We start from the raw sequence: 17,104 nt of genomic DNA, 5'->3' as shown, positions 1-17,104 counted from the left end.
ACAACTCAACTTGTAAATACAAGTTAAGTTGTTTTATTTTTTGATCAAAATTAAAAATCAACTTCCGGCCAACCATCTTCCCATCTAATAGGGAGTATTCTCAAATAGCTTCCTCCTCCACGGCTCATATCATAAGCATGGAACACCAAATAATCAACGCCATCGAAAGCAACTACTGCATTATGTCCAACTCCGGCATAGCCATCTCCACCTTCAACAACTATAGTACCCCCTCCTTTTAACATTGAAAGCCCGTCCTTATCAAAATATTCACCTTCGACTTTTTCTGAACGCCCCACTACAACCTTATATGTACTCTCTTCTCCACGACAGCAAAAATCAAATGAAACAAATAGATAATAATAATCATCTTTTTTAAAGATAAAAGGGGCTTCAATGGGATTCTCACCTGTGGTCCGGGTAGCCAAAAGTGTTAAATCTTCAATGGGATGCGCAAGCGACAATCCATCAGGTTTAAGTTCAGCCAACATTAATCCACCCCAAAATGACCCGAAGGACATAAAAGGAGTTCCATCTTCACCCAAAATAATATTGGCATCAATGGCATTCCAGTTAGTTACACCTGGAATAGAGCGAATTACCTCGCCATGATCAACCCATTCATAATCCGGACTATCCGGATTTAAAGTTTTATTTGTAACAACTCCAATGGCTGATGTATTCCGCCCAAAGGATGATACGGAATAATAGACATAATACTGGTCATTAAAATAGGCAACATCAGGCGCCCAAAAGTGCCCCCTGAAATCCGGAACGATTTCCATAATCCACTCCGGAACCTCAGTAAAAATAGGATATTCATGCTTCCAATGAATCATGTCCGGAGAACTAAACATGGTTATCCCCCATCCTGTAGCAAACATATAATAGACACCATCTTCTCGAATCATTACCGGATCGTGAGTCATGGTCGTGTCTTTATGGGTTTCCACGCCAACGTACCTAGAGATACGATTTAAAATTGGATCTTCTGTAACCTGAGAATTAACTGTTAAATTTACAATTAAAAAAAAGGCCGAAATAAAAACTGCTTTAATCATGTTATAAATATTTAGTTAGTAAAAACGGTATTAAATTTGTGTTAACAATTGGAATGAATTAAAAATAAAGCATAAGTTTTATATTGGTACTAAGTGGCTGTTTTAAAATTATTATAAACAAATTGCTTCGTAGTCAGCCTGACTTGTAATTACAAATATCGATCAAAGATTTCCAAAATAAAAGAGAAAAATACTATTTTTGAATCCAGGTACTAAACGTTGAAGATATGAAGAAACTTAAAAACATTACTGCTTTACTATTCACAGCCGCTCTTTTTCATGGTTTTATGCATCACTCTTTTGCAACATCTCCTCCACAGGAACCGGCAAATGATACAACGGCTGTTGAACTAAGTTTTGCCGACGAAAGACTCATAGAACTTTTTGTCAGCAATGTTCGACAAGGAAATTTCGAATGGGCTCTAAGCATCTATGATGAAATTGAATATAAAGATGTTTTAGATCTTCAGAGTGCTTACATGCGAGCTCTGGAAAGAACCGGACAGCACGAAGGGATTCTGGAAAAATACGAAGAGAGATTGAAAAAATGGCCCGACCATAAACCATTCTATGAAGGCGCTCTGTTTCATCGTGCACGCCATAAATACACCCGTGCTGAAAACAGATATCAGGCAGAAATGAGAAAATATCACCAAAATGAAAACGCAACGACATATGCCTTATTAAGACGTGAGTTGAGAAATCTTTCCGAAGACTTTAGACAGGTAAGAGACATGGCTCTTGAATTGCGCGAAATGAATCCAAGAGACCGCAGGTATTTGCTGCTTCTTAGAAATTCCTATCAACGATTAAATGAACCTGAGAAAGCTGAAGAAATCAACCGCATGCTTGATCAAAATTAAGACATTTCCCAACTGGCAGTTACCTGACTGCCGGTTTTCTCATCATTCACCACTTTTAAGAAAGTGGTGATTTCCTGCTGCATCTCTTCCACATGTGAGATGACTCCAACAATGCGGTTTTCGTGTCGCAATGATTTCAGTGTATCAAACACAACCCGGAGGGAATCCTTATCCAGTGTCCCGAACCCTTCATCCAAAAAGAAAAAATTGCCGTGTTCGCTGGTGTGCTTCTGAATGCTATCAGCCAAAGCCAACGCGAGAGATAAGGCCGCCTGAAAAGTTTGCCCTCCCGACAGGGTTTTAACGCTCCTGACTCGCCCATCGTTGAGAAAATCCCTGATGTAAAACATATTGTCATCGCCCAATTCCAGTGACAACTGCTGCCGTGTGAGTTTGTAAAATCGGTCGTTGGCCGCTTTACACAATTCCTGCAAATAGACGGTTGAGATGTAATTAACAAACCCACTGCCTTTAAACAGATTCCGCATGTCGGACAAATCGGCAGTTCTCAGTTCAGCTTCCTCGCGTGCTTTGGTTAACTCCTTGAACTTTAGAAAATCTGCTTCCAGACGTTTCTTGTCTGATTTTAGCTGTCCTGATTCATCAATAAGCTTCTTGAATTTTTCAGAAAGAGTTTCATTCCTATTAATTAACTTCTCCCACTCAATTGGGTCGAATTGTTGACCCTGCAAATCCGCTTCGAGTTGCTTCACCTCCGCACGCTTTGTAGCTAAAAGGCTGCGGTACTCTTCAATATCTTTTCTGATTTTATTTACATTAGGTTCCGAAGCCAGAATCACTGCCAGCTTCTCGCGATTTAAATCATTGTTTTGCTTTAGTAACTCTTCAATTTTCCATTCATTTTTGGCAAGAGAATCCTTTAGATGCACCTCCGCTTTCTGAAGTTCTGAGACTTTCCCGATAAGCTCATTGCGCTTCCGGGATAGCTCGTTTATCTGCTCCTCCTCTTTTTTAAACCGGTTTTCTATGGCGTCTGCTCTCTTTATCAGTTCTGCGGATTTATTGTTCAACGCCTCTGCTGAAACCTCCCGAAAATCGTCCGTATTTATATGTTTAATATCAGAAAGAAGCGTCTCCACTCTGCTCTCCTTCGCAGTAAGCTCATGTCCTAATGCAGTTAGAAGCTCTTCATATTTTTTTAAATCCTTATCGGCTTCATCGAGCTTTGTCCGCAATTCTTCCAGCAATTTTTCGCCATTCTTAATCACTTCTGTCAGCGTTTTGTGCTTTTGAAGTTCCTGAGTTAATTTATCCGGCGATTCAGGATGATGCCCCTCCCAACAGAACTTTTTCAAATGCGTCTCTGTCTCCTTTTTAATTTCATCAACTTCCTTCTCGTTTCTTGCTTTCTCCTTGCGGAAGGATAACAATTCTGCCTCTATCTTAAGAATTTCCTTCTCCAGAGCTAATGTTTTTTGTCGCTTCTTTTGAATGTCGTCAGATTTATGATTTAAGGCAGCCAGTTCTTCATGAACATTATGGGGTTTTAACAAGTCCGGATGATGCTCCGACCCGCACAAGGGACAAGCATCTCCCTCTTTTAAATCAACAGCAAATCCTTGCAATTCACTTTGCACCTTCAGGCGAATGCGGTTTTGGTCCATCTCTTTTAGCTGCTCCTCCAATCTGACGGCTTGCAGCTCCGTCTCCTTTAATAATTCCTTGCAAAACGCCAAAGCTTCCATACCATCAGGCATGGGAAGGCTCAGTTCCCTGCCATGGTTTTGCAACTTACTTTTAAAATCTTCACTCTGCTCATTTAGTTCCTGCTGTTGTTTCACCAGGTTTGCAGCGTCTTTATTCAACTGCTCCCGATGCCGGTACCATTCTTTAATATCCATCAACATTGCGTAATCCGGCAACTGCTCCTTATCTTTAATTAATTGTTCTGATGCGACCTGAATTTTACCACGTAAATCTGTTTGTACAGACTTCTTTTCAGCCAGCATCTGCTCTCCCTTTTGCCGACGTTTTGTTAGTTCGCCAATGGCCTGTTTTAGTGTTAAAACCTCCGAAAACTTCTTTAACTCATCGGCTTCACGTTTCATTACATCCCGCTTCTCATACTCCTTCTTTGTTTTTTGGAATTGAACGGATGCTTCATCAAAATACTTTTTAAGTTTTTCTTGCTCTAACAGTGATTCCTTAAGGGATTTCTCATTGCCCGCCACATCGTTTTTCAAACGATGTGAATCATCCATCAGTGACTTGAACAACCGAACACTTTTTTCGTACAGGTTCAGCTCTTTTTCCTGCTCATTGATTTCCTTTTCTTTATCAACCAATTGAACAAGCAGCTCCTGCGCACTCTCCAACTTTGCTTTTAACTCCTGTATTCGCTTTAAAGCAGCTATTTTATCCTGAACCCCTTTTTGCTCATTTTCCAGATTGGCCAACTCAACTTTCATTTTTTCCAACTGAAGAGTAAGTTCTTCAATCTGTTCAGGCTTTATCTCTCCTAAAGTTTTTAATTGTCCGTCAAGACCATCCAAAACCTTCACCGACTTGTTATGCAGCTCAGCCACTCCGGCATACAAATCGTACCGGTGGAGGTGAAATAGTTCCTGCATCATGGCTGTTCGTTCCTTTGGCCCCAATTGCAGAAACTCCTGAAATTTCCCTTGTGGAATAATAACTGTGCGGCGAAAATTATCGTAACTCAAACCGGTAATTTCCTCAACCGGTGTATCGATGGGAATCCACTCACCATTCTCTGCCTTCTCGTAGCATATGCGATTGAGTTTCCCTACATCTTCAAACTTTTTGGAGTTTCTTTTACCCTCCACCCGGCATAGGAAACGGCGGTTTTCGCCGTTACTGAACTCAAACTCAAGAAACAGCTTATCCGAACGAAGATTCATCATATTATACGCCCGGTTATCCTTCCTGTTCAATCGCTCTGTGTCACCATACAACGCAAACGAAATGGCTTCAAGCACCGAAGACTTCCCACTGCCAACACTCCCGAAAATCCCAAACAGACCATCGCGCGTCAGATTATCAAAATCAATGGTCTGTTTGCTTATGTAACTGTATAATCCCTGCAGGGTTAATTTATGTGGTATCATTTATAGTAGATTGTAGACTAATAAATAAAACTCCTTATTATCAGTAAAATTAACAACACGGCGACAAAGTCAAACACCTCTGATTACCAGACTAATAAAAACCTATCGACTGTTCAAATTTATAGTCCTAAGGGTTTAAAGTATATTTTTCAAATCCTGCATTCCAACAATTGCCATTATCTCAACCATATTACCATTGATTCTATAATATATGGTGTCAGAGCCACAAGGACATTTTCTATATCCTGCTTTTATATAATTCACAGATTCAAATGCAAATGGATTTTCTGCAATAATTTCAAAGTAACCAAAAAAAGCATCAAAGTATTTATCAGCTTGAGCAACACCAAACATTTTGACTCCAAAATGATGAATGCGAATCAAGTCCTCTTTGGCTGCATTACTTAATCTGTATTCAGCCATCAAGAAGAGATTTTGACTGCTTTAAAATCTCTTCTTTGGAATCATTTGTAAACCCACTTCTTTCGGAATTTTCCAATTTTACTCTAAGCCAGTCAATATGAACTTGCTGTTTTCGAGCCTGTCTAATCAAATCGTTGACAAGTTCACTTTTACTGGAATACTCCTCGCTGTCTATTTGAGCTTTTAACCATTCATCATTTGGTTTCGAGAAAGATATACTTTGCCTTGGCATAATTTTATGTTTTTGATGTAAATTTACACCAAAAACGAATCACACACAAACTTCTATCTTTGTATTGTTGGTATAAAACTTTTATAATATTTGGAATAAGTTTAAATCAGTTTCTGTTTTGTTGAGCCAATAGTTCTTTGAAAATCTCCACAACTCTTTTGTTGGGTAACTGACCTTTTTTCTCTTTAAAGAAATCCACAAAAAGCTCTTCGGTGCTTTTTGTTAAATCAATGCTTTTTGAATGGTTTTCAGAGCCTGATTCACTCCCCGCTTTAACTTCGGGGATGAGGGTGACTATGCGTGGATGTGCCGCAAATAATTTGCGGCGCGATTCGGCTGTAATATAGTTTTCAGATACAATGGTAAGTTCTACGTAAACTTCCTGATTATCCCGAAGCCACTCCAATGCAGCATCTTCATCATCAAACCGCGCTGAAATCAGCTTATAGCCTGATTTCAGTTCTACAGTTCTGACTTCTGCTGCCCTTCCCGGCTCCGCATCAATGATATAAACCATTTTTTGCTGATTGGTTTCGGCGAAACTATAGGCTAATGGACTTCCGGAATAAACCACCGGACAATTCCCGCCTCCCGTTTGATGTGGACGGTGCAAGTGTCCCAACGCGACGTAATGCAAACCTTCGGGGAAGTCGCTGCTGAACACCGGCTGTGCTCCGCCGACATATAGAATTGGTTTTTCGTCATCGGGCTCTTCGGGTTTTTCCTCCCCTTTATTCATCACGAAAAGGTGAGTCATCAACACGTTTACCCCTGTTTTACACGAGTTTTTTAGAATAAAATTCTCCCACCTGCTCTTTAGAATCTCTCGCAAATCAGACTCTTTATCGTTAACGGCCAACATGGTTTTCAATCGAAGCTCATTGGCATAAGGCGTCAACAGTAACCTTAGCGGGTATTCATAATCGGGAAGATTCAATTCAATAAACCCCGGTTCACTGCTCAATATTTTCAAGCCGGATTCCAAAGAGAAAGGAGTTATCTGCGAATCGGGCATTCCGGCAAAAATTATCCCACACTCCCGTGCCAAAGGGTCGGGAGCTTCAATTCTCTCGGGCGAATCGTGATTGCCGGCAATGGCAATCACGGCTCTTTTACCGTTATCAGTCATTTTTTTCAACATCCGGTAAAACAACTCCACCGCCTCGGAGGATGGGTTAAATGCATCGAACAAATCGCCCGCAATCAGCACTACATCAACATTCTCCCTTTCGGCAATTTCACAAATCTCCTCCAAAACCTCGCGCTGCTCTTCAATTCTGCTGAATCTTTCCAGTCGTTTTCCCAAATGCCAGTCTGATGTATGTAGAAATCTCATTTATTTATTAATGTTTTATCTTTATCTTTACAAGTCGTCATAGGACAGATGCTTAGATTTTAGAAAAATTAGATTTAGGATATGTGAAAATTTCAAAAAATAAGGCTGTTTAGGCCAATCAAGAAATATCAAAATGACTATCGACCAATAAAAATAAACAATAAAAGAAGATTCCATGCAACGAAAAAACAAATTTCAATTCATCAAGTATTTACCCGGAGTCATTTTGATGGCTCTCATGGCTTGTGCCACACCCGAATACACAATTGAACCTTTTGGGGAGAATATTGAGACTGATATTAACATACTGGCCTCTGACGAATTTGAAGGGCGCGCACCGGCATCGCCGGGTGGAATTAAAGCACGCGACTTTATCAAGTCGCGTTTTCAGGAAATTGGACTTAAACCTGCCAACGGAGACTCGTATCTTCAGGCAGTTCCTTTGGTGGAGGTCACCGGTTCCGATTTTACCACTTTAAACATTAAAGGAAATGGAGCCGAACTATCATTCAACTACCTTGACGACATGGTAGTGGGCAGCTATCGCCTTGAAGAATCTCTCCAACTCGACAAAAGCGAGTTGGTATTTGTCGGCTATGGAGTGGTTGCACCCGAATATGGCTGGAACGACTACGAAGGTCTTGATGTAGAAGGAAAAACAGTGGTAATTTTAGTAAATGACCCCGGATTTGCCACAGGTGACGAAACCATGTTTACCGGAAATGCCATGACATACTATGGCCGCTGGACATACAAATTTGAAGAAGCTGCTCGTCAGGGAGCTGCCGGCGCTTTGATTATTCACCAGACAGAACCGGCCAGTTATGGTTGGGAAGTGGTAAGAAATTCCTGGTCGGGCACACAATACGGCGTCGTGACCAACGGGAACCGCGACAGGCTTCCGGTTGAAGGTTGGATACATCTGGATGCAGCCACTAAAATATTTGATGCAGCAGGTATCAACATTCTAGAAACCATCGCATCGGCAGCGCATCGTGATTTTGTGGCACAACCACTTGGCTTAACAGCTTCGGTATCATTCAACAACACTTTTAATCATTCAGAATGCCACAACGTAATAGGCTACATTGAGGGAACCAAATACCCGGAAGAAACTGTAGTTTACATGGCTCACTGGGACCACCTTGGTATGGTTGTGACCGAACAGGGTGTTGACATTTACAATGGCGCTGTTGACAATGCCACAGGAGTTGCAGGCATCATGGCCATTGCCGAAAGATTTATGAAAGAGGGGGCACCGGAACGCTCGGTGGCTTTTCTGGCTGTTACTGCTGAAGAATCGGGGTTACTTGGATCCAGATTTTATGCAGAAAACCCGCTTTTCCCCATTGCCACTACGGTTGCAGGAATTAACATGGACGCTTTAAACGTTTACGGGCCAACAAACGATGTGGTATCCATTGGATTCGGCTTATCTGAACTGGATGATTATCTGGACAGACAGGCAGGAGCACAAAACCGGGTGGTTAAACCAAACCCCTTCCCCGAAAGAGGATATTACTACCGCAGCGACCATTTTAATATGGCGCGTCAGGGTGTTCCCATGATTTACGCCAATGGCGGAAACGATTACATTGGTCGCGACGAAGAATACACCCGCATGGTACAGCAGGATGCTGCATCGCGCTACCATGCTCCCACTGATGTGGTTCACGACTTGTGGAATTATGATGGAATTCACCAGGATTTATGGCTGTTTTACAATATTGGAAAAGACCTTGCTAACACCGACCACTTTCCAAACTGGGCTCCTGATAACGAGTTCAGAGCGGCTCGTGATGCAAAGGCACATTTAAGAAGGAATTAAAATAACAATAGATTGTTAGATATTAGAATATTAGATATTAGACAATGTGGATTCATTGTTTATAAACATATTGCACATCTACCGAACTATTTCGCATATACCTGTAAATAAATAGGTTTAACGAACCATAAATATAGGTTATTTTGCATATTCCTGATAGATAGAATAGATTCTAATGAATCTATTCTATCTGTCTAATTCTCTAAGACTTTTTACCCCTCATTTTCAAAAATGGCTCAACTTATTATTACCCGTTCTAACGAAGTCACAAACAGGACAGTGGACTATTCAATCTGGATTGATGGAAAAAACGAAGGTATAATATCCAACGCAGGACGAACTGAAATTCAGTTGAAGGAAGGAAGTCATTCCTTCCAAATTAAATCCAGTACAGAATCCAGTGCCATTATTCCTCTTTCAATTAGCAACGACAAACCTGTCTCACTGCATGTTAGCATGAATAGAACCGGTAGGTGGATATTACCAATTGGTGTAACCATCATTGGTATTAACTTCATTTTAAAACGAATTACCGAAGATGAACTTCCGGCTTTTATAATGGTTCCCTCACTTTTTGCAGTACTTCTTCTCTATGTTTATTACAGAACCATTGGCAGAAGAAAATCCATCAGGATTGAAAAACGCAACAACAATTAAATTCAAAACAGCATGGAAACCAACTCAGAATGCACCCAAAGCAAAGCCAAAAGAATTGAGAAAGAAGCGCCAACCGGTCTCATCTATATTTTTGGATGGATTGGAGCGGTCATCTACTACATATCTGTAGCTACAACTTTTTGGGGTGGCGTGCTGGGAGTTTTAAAATCTTTTGTGTGGCCTGCATTTTTGGTTTACCATGCGCTGAAGGCGCTTGGTGCATAACTATAATCTGTTGATAGCATCATCATGCCTCACAGTTAATTTATGCAGCACCTCACTTATAGGTTAGAAAAAAGGAACTGTCTAAAAAGTCTGTTAATAATATTCAATACTTACAATTTGTAAAACAACTTTGCTTTCACACCTCCAAACCTCCCCCAAATGGGAGGCTTAAATTCCCCCTATGGGGGATTTAGGGGTGAATTATTTACGTTTAATTTACGATTTGAAAGATAAGGAATGTTTAAATTTACTTTTTGGACAGTCCCTTAAAAAAAAATAATAGAATCAATTGATTTGATTATAATCTGCCACGATATTTAAGAGTATTCTAGGACAAATATCATTAACAACTCCCTGTTGCATCATATTTCCAAGTCTCGAGGATCGCTCTCTAATTTCAGGGTTTCCGTAGTGTCCATTTCGAATATTTTCCGCTATAGTTGGCTTGTCATCAAGCATCTCAGCCAATCGGGCATAATTAAATACAAACTGCCCTCTATTCCCTTTCTTTATAACTGCACCAGATCTACCTAAATCAGTAAGCCAATAGATTGAAACATCTCCATCCATAAGTTCCCACATAAAACTCTCCTCGCCCCTTAAAGAAACTACAGTAGGATCACTAAATCTTACTTTTACGTACTTATCTCCAAAAATTTCATACGAATCAATATCTTTAACATCCAAGGCTTGGCGAGAGGAAACTTTCCCGTCAGAACTATTAAAAACATCTATATCATACAAAGAAAAGCCCACACATGCATCAGAAGGTCGCAACCCATAAAATGTTGAATATGTAACGACACCTTGTTTAACCTCACCTGACGACAAAGTGTAGGTTACCTCATATGCATTATTAGATAAAGGTGGCATAGTAAACAATTCAGCATAATCTCGCCCACATTCATTTCTTGACTCATAGACGGCAATAGCCTGAGAAATTCTAGACTTCAATTTATTTCGTTTTTCATCTCTTGAACCGGACTCGTTGTTGGTCACAACAAAGATATCCACGTGATCAACAGTTATGGCATCCGGTTTTAAAATTAAAAGCATATTTACAAGATTAGTTGAAGCTGCTTCCAATAAATTCCTGTTTTTTCTTACATCATCCTTATACTCATTTATCTTAAGCTCATAAAATTCAAACACATCTGCATACTTATTATACAATTCGCTTGGTGATGCCCCATTTTTTAATTCTTCAAATAGCTTTTCTGCATTTTTATGAGGCTCCTCCCAATCGGAAACATCAACTTGTCTGTTTGATCTTAAAGAAAAGAATGGGACTTCTAATACCTCAACATCATAGCTTAGTGACCTGTTAACAACCTCTCTGGCAAACAACATAACCTCAGAGAGAAACTGTCTTTCTGCAGCCTTTAAAATTTGCTCACTTTCACTCTCCATCACCTCTTTAATCTTCTCAGGATCTGTTATTTTATGCAAACTTCCACCAACGTCTCTTAGTGGAACCACTATATGGAGGCTATCTTTGTAGTCCGACAATAAAATTCTTTGAGATACTGCTCCTTCAATTACTATTTCCCAGTCCATGGGAATGGTATATTTCGGTAGATAGTAAGCAGATTCATAATCCGGTGATGCATCTGTAACGCTGGGAAAAACCAGGTAATTCTTTGCTACAAGTGTAATTTCGATATCACTATCAATCTCTTTATGGGTATATCCTTGAGGCCCAAGTATGGAGTTTAGTGTTTTGTAAGTCCAAACATACGTACTTCCTTCTTCCAGTAAACCTTCAATTGCAGTGAGATCAATGTTTGTTGAATAGGTCTCTACCTCAGGCATTAACAAAGATGGGTAGTTAACAAATTGAATACTCTTGGTGTCCCGCGATATCCGTTGAGACATCATACTCATTGATAGACAAATTACAATGACAAATAAAAAAAGCTTTCTCATAGTTTTGATAATTTAGGATTATTATTCGGAGATAAATATAGTTATTTTTTATTTACAATCATTAACCCAAATTAACGAATCATTCCACAAAAATAGAACTTTATTTATATATCTATATTTTTACATTATTGCATTTTTGTTATCTTTGCATCGGAAAAACAGCAAACAAAAAATCATCATGGCAAATAAAAAGATAATTGTAATAGGTGGGTCATCAGCAGGCCCAAAAGCAGCGGCAAGAGCAAGGAGACTTGACCAAAATGCAGAAATCACCATGTTTCAGAAAGGTCCTGACCTTTCCATGGCATCATGTGGATTCCCTTACTATGTGGGAGGTGTTTTTGACGAAAGGAACAAACTCCTGAACACTCCGACAGGAGTGGTGCGCGACCCAAAGTTTTACTGGAATGCAAAAGGTATTAAGGCCGTTATAAATACGGAAATAACCCGCATCGACAGGGAAAACAAAAGAGTTGAGTATATCAATCACCAAACTGGAGAGTCCGGACAACAGGAGTACGATAAATTAATCATTGCCACAGGGGCAACACCCAATATGCCTCCGGTTCCGGGAATTAATCTGGAAGGCATAACCACCCTCCAATCAATGCAAGATGCTGACTATTTGCGTAACATCCGCGATGAAGGAAAGATTAAAAAGGCTGTAGTTATTGGAGGTGGACTCATTGGCATAGAAACTCTTGAAGCTCTTCACCTGGCAGGAATAGAGTTAACACTGGTGGAGCTTTTCCCGCAACTGCTCTCTTTTCTGGATTGGGACATGGCCAAATTGATAGAGAATTACCTTAAAACAAAAGCCAATGTCATTACACAAAACGGCGTTGCAGAGTTTATTGGAACCAATGGAAAACTTGAGGCAGTAAAACTTCAAAACGGCACACAAATACCTTGCGAACTGGCAGTTGTTGCAATTGGTGTAAAACCCAATATCAAATTAGCAAGGGAAGCCGGCATTGAAATTGGCCAACTGGGAGGTATATTGGTAAATCAACACATGCAAACCAATGATCCGGATATATACGCAGCAGGCGATTGTTGCGAAATCCCCAATTTGATTACCGGAAAAAATGTTCTGGCACCTTATGGAGACCTAGCCAATCTGGAAGGAAGAGTGGCCGGAGAAAACATGATAATGGGCAACACGGCCAAATTCCCGGGAACCATTCAAACCGGGATTTGTAAACTTTTTGATTACGGAGCAGGCATCACAGGCCTCTCAGAAATAAAAGCCAAAGAGGCCGGATTCGATTTTGAAGTGGCTGTCAATGCCAGCTTTGACAAACCAAAATTCATGGGCGGGCAGCTTCTTATTACAAAACTGATTGCAGAAAAAAATACAGGACAACTATTGGGTGCACAATGTCTTGGCCCCGGAGAAGTGAGCAAGCAACTTGCCATATGGGCAACAGCCATTAAAGCAAAACAAACCGTGGAAGACATTGTGTGTTCAGATCTGCCATACGCTCCTCCATTCTCCATGGCGGTGGATCATAGCATTGCCACCTCGCATGTAATGGAAAACAAAATGCGGCGGTTCTTTAAAGGCATAAACGGACCACAACTGAAAGAGAAACTTGATAATGGTGATGCCATGTTTATTCTTGACACACGTGGACCCGATGAATACGAAAACATGCGTTTGGGAATTGGAGAAACTCTGATACCTGTTGGCATGCTCAGAAAAAGAGTGGAAGACCTGCCACAAGATAAAAACACGGAAATCATCACCTACTGTCAGATTTCTTTGAGAGGATACGAAGCAGCCATGTTTTTGCAAGGATTGGGATACAAAAATGTAAAAGTGCTAGAGGGTGGTGTTGCCGCCTGGCCATATCCAAAGGAGAAATAAAACACAAATGAAATGTGCGTGAGAGTGAATCGAAGATCGACGAGGTCAAACTCACAAAAAGAGAGTAAAAATACAATTCAAGAAACTTCTCCCCAATTCATCGGGTATCAATAAATTAAACAATTTATTTCCAAATAAATAAAGCAAAAAACCGAAAAGCATACGCTTTTCGGTTTTTACATTAAAACAAACCTAACCAATACTTCAATTAATCAAAAAAAACTGCTTTTGCATCCATGATATGTTGCACAAGGCTATTAATGTAAACCTCAACATTATCATAAGCCGTGCTTAAGTCCCGGCCATTTGCTTCATTTTTCTCCGGATCAAGTCCATGAGCAATTTTCCACTCATCAGGCATTCCATCGCCGGAAGTATCAACTGGTACAGGTAAAGAGTCTAATTCAGGCCATCCACCCACATCTTCTTGCGAGTCAATAATCCCATTGGTACTGCCTCTCGATCCGCTATAAGTAAATGTTCCATTTCGAGTCTCTTCAATAACGCGAGCATCTACAGCATCTCGAACCAATGAAGCACCTGCAAACTCCAGTACAATATCAAAAGCTTCTTCTGCTGTGTGTGTTGTTACATTCCCGTTGATTGGATGCTCAGAGTCGAGGCGCATAGCGGCCTTATCTTCATCTGATACGGTACCATATTTACTGTGAAACTGATTATATACGCCATAAGTCCAATTATCGTTGGTGGCTCTGGTACTTCCCTCTACAAAATTGCCATCAATGAAAAACCTCCCCCATATATCGTATGTAGCTCTTTCAGGATCTCGCAAATACTTGTCTATTGACATTATGCGCTCTCTATGACGCGATGCTGGGCCAGGCTTATAATAGTTATTAACGATATTAACATTACCACCTTCAGCACCATAAGCGCTATTGTTTCCCCAATTATAAATAATGTTGTTTCGGAAATCGACCAGATTGGTGAGCGCATAAGCACTCCCCTCAAACTCGCCAAAGCGAGGATTGCGACTGTCGTGGTGAGCCAAAAGATTATGATGAAATGAAGCGTTTTTTCCTCCCCAAATAGCACCATATCCATGTGCTCCCTTTTCATGAGCCGACATGCGCAAGCTTTCAGAAATTACGCACCACTGAAGCGTAAATTCATCGTTACCATAAAATGAGACGCATTCATCTGTTGACCAACTCATTGAGCAATGATCAATGATAATGTTTTTTCTGAACCTTCCTCCAAGAGCATCATATTCGGCATCGGCTGTATCTCCCACTCTAAAACGCATGAACCTGATAATGACATTGTCTGCATCCACATACACTTCATGGTTCGCTATGGCAATTCCGTCGCCGGGTGCCGTTTGACCAGCAATGGTCAAATCGCCGTTACGAATGGTCAATCTGGTTTTTAATTCTATGGTGCCAGAAACTTCAAATACAACAATCCGAGGACCAGATGCCATCACAGCTTCACGAAAACTCCCGGGGCCAAAGTCCTCCAAAGAAGTTACTTTAATAACCCTGCCTCCACGTCCCCCTGTGGCATGCTTTCCAAATCCTTCAGCACCCGGAAATGCAAATGCCTCCTCTTCAACAGGATCCGGTCGCTGATTGTTTTCATCATTCTCTTCCTTTGGGCTTTTTATCTCTTCAAGTTCGGAATCGTTACCATCCGAACATGCTGATAAAACAAAAAAAGCAAAGAATGATAAAAGTGAAATTATAAAAATCTTTTTACTCATAAAGCACAATATTTAATAATTTAAAATTACTCCTTCTAACTAACAGTTCGATATTTTTTCTACAGAGGTCGTAGAAATCCTCTTTTTAGTTATTCAAAGGACTTAATAACAAAACCGTAAAACCTGCAGGACTTTAATCAACAACTACTTAACACACACAACCTATATCATCCTCCATAATTTCGAATAAGAATCACACTCCTTACCAATCTTAAACAATTTCATTCCTGCAATGCTTTACGGTTTCACAAAGACTTTTCATCTATCTCCATCGCGGATCCCCAGAAGCAGCGCGCCCCGGGAATGCACTATCAATAATGGTAAAATCGCGTTCTTTTGGATTTGCAAAGACTTCTTCAGATGTCTTTGCATACTCACCAATTCCGACAAATGGATAATCGGGGTTAATTACAAAATCAGATAATGCGTAGCTTCCATCTACAAATAGATTTGGGAAATATGGATTAACCGATCGAACACTTTCATCTTCACGATATTCTCCCACATAATAAAACTTCCCGAAAATAGAGTTTCTGATTTCCAAAATTTCAGGAAAATTATCCACACCTGCCGTATTTAAAAATCCTCGACCATGTCCAATCACATCATAAAACGTACAGTTTTCAATGATATATGAACCACCCGGCTTTCTAATATCCATAAAATGAGCAATAATTAACGAAAAGGTACTATTGGTAATTTCTATATTCTCAAAGCGATAACCACCATCGGCTGAGCCATTTACAAAACCAAACCCTCCAATATTATCCACCACACAGTTATTTACTTTTAGCAATTCAAGCTGTGTCGTATTTGCACTGTTTTGCATCCTGACTACCCCTCGGAATGTATGTAAATAACAATTATCAAAAACAATTGAATTGATATTGGTGGTTTTATTTTCATTAATAATATAATCTGAAGTATGACTGTCGCCAAACAGCTCCAGGTTACGAATGGTAACACTCTCGGTGTTTTGATGTAAAGTGAGGGTGGTAAGATTTACGACAGGGCGCTCTTTAACCGGATTTGCAAGTAATTCGAGGTGGCGAATATCTGCACTGAGTTGCGGCCTGCGAATATCGAAAAATGCACCGGACTCAAGCACTAAGATCAAATGTTCTTCTCCTGAAATATCTAAAATTGATTTCAGATCCTCCTCAGAATTAACTACGCGGTACCCTTCAGGGTATGCTTCGAAAGTGGTATAAGAGTACCACCCTCTTCGACTTTCCCCGTTCAAAATTCGAACCAAGTAATTCGTAGCAGGCTTTAGGGATTCAATCAACTTATAGCCTTGCTCAATTTCCTCTTCTGTTAAATTAATAATCTCAGGTTCTCCCTCAAGCATTTCAATCCTGATATGAGTTACTTCGCTACCAGGCATCCATCTTAATTCAAGATAATTCGAGTTAGATAGATCATCAAACCCTCGGATTACCTCTTCAAAGATCTGCTCACCCAGGGTAACAAAAGTGATTTCATGAAACTCCGACTCGGGAGCTCCGGTTGCACTAAAGGCTTTAATTCTAGCAGAATAACGTGATTCTGTCATCAAACCGGTAAGCGTAATACTATCCTGATGATAAGGCAGCTCATACTGTACCGGGTCGATAAACTCAAGACTATCGCGGGAAACCTCCAGTAAATAACTTTTAGCTCCTCGTACTTTCTCCCACTCCAATCGAACTGAGGATGCTCTAATTCCTTCTGCACTAAAAAGGGGAGGACGGAAAGTTCTATTAAAACTTTCATCTACAGAAAAATCATAATCATTGCAGGAAGGTACTCCTAATAAAAGTAGTCCGGCAAAGAATATTACTGTGATAGATTTTATTAAATTATTTAAATTCATATCTGTCAATATTTTG

The 17,104-nt window shown here is 40.2% G+C and carries 13 protein-coding genes; 5 read left to right on the top strand and 8 right to left on the bottom strand.

The annotated features are described in order from the left end of the window. Window positions 1-50: 50 nt before the first annotated feature. A complete protein-coding gene (locus tag B5X70_RS06825) occupies window positions 51-1,061 on the bottom strand; it encodes a family 43 glycosylhydrolase (protein WP_198314213.1) in 1,011 nt (336 codons plus the stop codon). Window positions 1,062-1,288: 227 nt separating this feature from the next. Here B5X70_RS06825 and B5X70_RS06820 point away from each other — a divergent pair, with 227 nt between their 5' ends. Further along, window positions 1,289-1,924: a hypothetical protein gene (locus tag B5X70_RS06820; RefSeq protein ID WP_079557160.1), complete on the top strand. Its 636-nt coding sequence runs from the start codon at window positions 1,289-1,291 to the stop codon at window positions 1,922-1,924. On the opposite strand, the gene B5X70_RS06815 is transcribed toward B5X70_RS06820, so the two are convergent. From B5X70_RS06815 to B5X70_RS06800, 4 genes are all read right to left on the bottom strand, one after another. After that, window positions 1,921-5,013: an AAA family ATPase gene (locus B5X70_RS06815; protein WP_079557159.1), complete on the bottom strand. Its 3,093-nt coding sequence runs from the start codon at window positions 5,011-5,013 to the stop codon at window positions 1,921-1,923. The genes B5X70_RS06820 and B5X70_RS06815 overlap by 4 nt on opposite strands. Window positions 5,014-5,148: 135 nt before the next feature. Then, complete coding sequence (locus B5X70_RS06810) at window positions 5,149-5,436, bottom strand: type II toxin-antitoxin system RelE/ParE family toxin (protein ID WP_079557158.1); 288 nt, start codon at window positions 5,434-5,436, stop codon at window positions 5,149-5,151. Further along, complete coding sequence (locus tag B5X70_RS06805; protein WP_079557157.1) at window positions 5,429-5,668, bottom strand: ribbon-helix-helix domain-containing protein; 240 nt, start codon at window positions 5,666-5,668, stop codon at window positions 5,429-5,431. Before B5X70_RS06805 ends, B5X70_RS06810 begins: the two co-directional genes overlap by 8 nt. Window positions 5,669-5,774: 106 nt before the next feature. Next, window positions 5,775-7,004, bottom strand: a complete 1,230-nt coding sequence (locus B5X70_RS06800) for a metallophosphoesterase family protein (RefSeq protein WP_079557156.1) — start codon at window positions 7,002-7,004, stop codon at window positions 5,775-5,777. Window positions 7,005-7,179: 175 nt separating this feature from the next. Here B5X70_RS06800 and B5X70_RS06795 point away from each other — a divergent pair, with 175 nt between their 5' ends. From B5X70_RS06795 to B5X70_RS06785, 3 genes are all read left to right on the top strand, one after another. Next, the gene (locus B5X70_RS06795) at window positions 7,180-8,832 is read left to right on the top strand and encodes a M28 family metallopeptidase (RefSeq protein WP_079557155.1); all 1,653 of its coding nucleotides are present in this window, start codon (window positions 7,180-7,182) and stop codon (window positions 8,830-8,832) included. A 231-nt stretch (window positions 8,833-9,063) separates the two neighbouring features. Continuing rightward, the gene (locus tag B5X70_RS06790) at window positions 9,064-9,489 is read left to right on the top strand and encodes a hypothetical protein (RefSeq protein WP_079557154.1); all 426 of its coding nucleotides are present in this window, start codon (window positions 9,064-9,066) and stop codon (window positions 9,487-9,489) included. A gap of 12 nt (window positions 9,490-9,501) precedes the next feature. Then, window positions 9,502-9,714 carry a hypothetical protein gene (locus tag B5X70_RS06785; protein ID WP_079557153.1) on the top strand — a complete coding sequence of 71 codons (213 nt, stop codon included), beginning with the start codon at window positions 9,502-9,504 and terminating at the stop codon, window positions 9,712-9,714. A gap of 285 nt (window positions 9,715-9,999) precedes the next feature. Here the strand turns inward: B5X70_RS06785 and B5X70_RS06780 are convergent, their stop codons facing one another. Further along, a complete protein-coding gene (locus tag B5X70_RS06780; protein ID WP_079557152.1) occupies window positions 10,000-11,640 on the bottom strand; it encodes a hypothetical protein in 1,641 nt (546 codons plus the stop codon). Window positions 11,641-11,818: 178 nt separating this feature from the next. Between B5X70_RS06780 and B5X70_RS06775 the strand changes: the two genes are divergently transcribed. Beyond that, window positions 11,819-13,510: an FAD-dependent oxidoreductase gene (locus tag B5X70_RS06775; protein ID WP_079557151.1), complete on the top strand. Its 1,692-nt coding sequence runs from the start codon at window positions 11,819-11,821 to the stop codon at window positions 13,508-13,510. A gap of 208 nt (window positions 13,511-13,718) precedes the next feature. On the opposite strand, the gene B5X70_RS18035 is transcribed toward B5X70_RS06775, so the two are convergent. Together B5X70_RS18035 and B5X70_RS06765 are read right to left on the bottom strand one after the other, a co-directional pair. Continuing rightward, the gene (locus B5X70_RS18035; protein WP_079557150.1) at window positions 13,719-15,233 is read right to left on the bottom strand and encodes a pectate lyase family protein; all 1,515 of its coding nucleotides are present in this window, start codon (window positions 15,231-15,233) and stop codon (window positions 13,719-13,721) included. Window positions 15,234-15,495: 262 nt separating this feature from the next. Continuing rightward, window positions 15,496-17,088: a DUF4957 domain-containing protein gene (locus B5X70_RS06765; protein WP_079557149.1), complete on the bottom strand. Its 1,593-nt coding sequence runs from the start codon at window positions 17,086-17,088 to the stop codon at window positions 15,496-15,498. Window positions 17,089-17,104 lie beyond the last annotated feature (16 nt).

Source organism: Alkalitalea saponilacus, from assembly GCF_900168165.1.
Classification (GTDB): Bacteria; Bacteroidota; Bacteroidia; order Bacteroidales; family Marinilabiliaceae; genus Natronoflexus; species Natronoflexus saponilacus.
The sequence above is the reverse complement of the archived record's forward strand: the minus strand, read 5'-3'. Positions and strand labels throughout refer to the sequence as shown.